At 65.1% G+C, this 2,219-nt stretch carries 4 protein-coding genes and 1 pseudogene; all 5 read right to left on the bottom strand.

Annotated elements, in window-relative coordinates:
• Positions 1–265 (bottom strand): annotated as a pseudogene (locus tag AB0E63_RS46380) (hypothetical protein); the annotation flags it as partial.
• Positions 265–549, bottom strand: coding sequence for a DUF6510 family protein (locus AB0E63_RS46375; protein WP_360381303.1), 285 nt, complete (start codon positions 547–549; stop codon positions 265–267). The pseudogene AB0E63_RS46380 and the gene AB0E63_RS46375, both read right to left, overlap by 1 nt.
• The gene (locus AB0E63_RS46370) at positions 549–1,220 is read right to left on the bottom strand and encodes an FAD-binding oxidoreductase (RefSeq protein WP_360381301.1); all 672 of its coding nucleotides are present in this window, start codon (positions 1,218–1,220) and stop codon (positions 549–551) included. The genes AB0E63_RS46375 and AB0E63_RS46370 overlap by 1 nt, the downstream gene beginning before the upstream one ends.
• 47 nt (positions 1,221–1,267) lie before the next feature.
• Positions 1,268–1,864, bottom strand: a complete 597-nt coding sequence (locus tag AB0E63_RS46365) for a sulfite oxidase-like oxidoreductase (RefSeq protein ID WP_360381298.1) — start codon at positions 1,862–1,864, stop codon at positions 1,268–1,270.
• The coding region (locus tag AB0E63_RS46360; protein WP_360381295.1) for a ferritin-like domain-containing protein at positions 1,864–2,219 on the bottom strand (356 nt) is incomplete at its 5' end. The genes AB0E63_RS46360 and AB0E63_RS46365, both read right to left, overlap by 1 nt.

The raw sequence follows: 2,219 nt of genomic DNA, 5'->3' as shown, positions 1-2,219 counted from the left end.
CGTCGAACTTCTCGACGTGGCTGACCTCGACCGTATAGGCGTACTCGCTGGTCTCGCTCTCCCGCCAGCGGTGGATCTCGTCGTGACCGGTGTAGGCGGTGCCGTCGTCGTCGATCACCGTGGCGTCGGTGGCGAAGGCGGCCAGCAGGTCGTGAGCATTCGCCTTGTGCTGAGGATCCGCCTCCCGCAGGTACTTAGTGATCGCCGGCGGCAAATGCTTCGCCGTCTCGGCGGCGGTCGGGTCGGGCGGATGCTGGATAGTCATCAGGCGCCTTTCACAGTGAAGGTGGTGCGGCCATGCGCGGTCTGTGGCATCCCGGGCAAGTCGACGCAGTACATCCCATGGCGTTCGGTGAGCATCAGCAGAATCGTGTCGCAGTCCCTGCATCGCGCCACCGTGCCGGGCCCTGACATGTACACGACCATCTCCGCCATGACACCGGTACGGCCACAACACGCGAACTTGTAGCCCATGGTCGTCATGTCTCGTGCGAAGAGGTCATGCATGACGCCCGCCATCGCATTGCCGTCGAGAGGTCCCATCTCCATCACACTCCTGTCCCGCCGAATCGTTCGGTCCGGATCCGCGCCGCGTCGTACCCCAACGCCACGAGGCCGGCCGCTGCCGTCTCGACAAACGCGGTCGGTCCGCAGATATACGTGAGTGGCATCTGATCGGCCGCCCACCCGGCCATGCCCAAAAGCATCGGGTCGATGCGTCCGCGGTAGCCACGCCAGCTACTGGGGGCCTCACGGGTCAACGTGATCGAGACATCAATGAGATCGCACGCCGCCATCTCCATCAGCTCGTCACCATAGATCAGCGACTCCAGCGAGCGCGCCGAGCACAGTACCCGGACAGGCACCCGGCTGCCGATCGCGCGATGATGCCGGAGCATCGCCCGCAGGGGGACCATGCCGGATCCCCCACCGAGCAGGAACAACGGACCACCGAGGTCGTCGTCCCAGACGAAATGCCCGCCGACCGGACCACGGAACTCGAGCTCGTCGCCTGCTCGCAACTCGTCCACCAGATAAGGCGAAACCTCGCCGTCGTCGAGTCGCTCGACGGTGAGCGACAGGTACTCGTCCTCCGGCGCCGACGCGATCGAATAGCTCCGTTCCGTCTGATACCCGTCCGGCGCTGTCAGCCGCACATCCACGTGCTGACCTGCGCGATGCCCGGGCCAATCGGGCACGGCGAGGGTGATGGTCTTCACCCGCGGAGTCTCGAAGGTCGTCGAGATCACCGTGCCTGTCTGCCACGTCAGTCGCCGTAGTAGCGCTCCTCTTTCCACGGGTCTCCATAGTTGTGATAGCCGAACATCTCCCAGAAGCCGGGTTGATCGGTGGTGCGCAACTCCAGACCACGGATCCACTTCGCGCTCTTCCAGAAGTACAGGTGCGGTACCAGCAGTCGCGCCGGCCCGCCATGCTCTGGATCAAGCGGGCGCCCGTCGTACTCGTCGACGATCCAGGCTTTCCGACCGCGCAGGTCCGCCAGCGGCAGGTTTGTGGTGTAGCCGCCGTCGGAGAACGCCAAGGCATAGGCCGCCTGAGTCGGCGTCGCGTCCAGGAAGGTGTCGAGAGACACTCCCGACCAGACCATGTCCAACCTCGTCCACTTCGTCACGCAGTGGATGTCGACGGTGAACGTCTCGCGCGGCAATGCCTGGAAATCGGTCCACGACCACGAGACCGGCTTGTCGACGGCTCCACGGATCGTAAAGTCCCATGCGTCCAACGGCGTGTACGGGGTCGGACCGGCCGACAACACCGGGAAGTCCCGCGTGAGGTACTGCCCGGGCGGTACTCGCGAAGAATCCGCAGTACGTCGGCCGACGAACCCTCTGGTGACAGCCATCAGGCCTTCTCACCAAGCTGCATCCGCAACATCCACTGCTGCTTCTCCAACGCCCCGACCACCCTGACCAGTACGTCCTGCGTCACCAGATCCGCCGCCCCGATCGACTCGAGCCGCGCCCGGATCCGCTCAGCCACCGCCGCCACCCTCCGGCCCAGCTCCCAGACCACCGCATGATCGGCCAGCGACCGCACCTCCACAGGTTCAACCCGCGACCCGGCCGCCACCGCCGAGCTCTGTCCATCGGGTACGAAACCCATCGTCACCGCACGCTCAGCGACAACATCTGCCAGCTCGCGCCACTCCTCCACCAACTCATCAAGGAACAGATGCACACCATGAGCGGCCGCCCCGA

It is taken from the genome of Kribbella sp. NPDC026596, assembly GCF_040638415.1.
Taxonomy (GTDB): Bacteria; Actinomycetota; Actinomycetes; order Propionibacteriales; family Kribbellaceae; genus Kribbella.
The sequence above is the reverse complement of the archived record's forward strand: the minus strand, read 5'-3'. Positions and strand labels throughout refer to the sequence as shown.

Coding starts and splice junctions, on each gene's coding strand:
- AB0E63_RS46375 (WP_360381303.1), bottom strand. CDS start 549: ATGGAGATGGGACCTCTCGACGGCAATGCGATGGCGGGCGTCATGCAT.
- AB0E63_RS46365 (WP_360381298.1), bottom strand. CDS start 1,864: ATGGCTGTCACCAGAGGGTTCGTCGGCCGACGTACTGCGGATTCTTCG.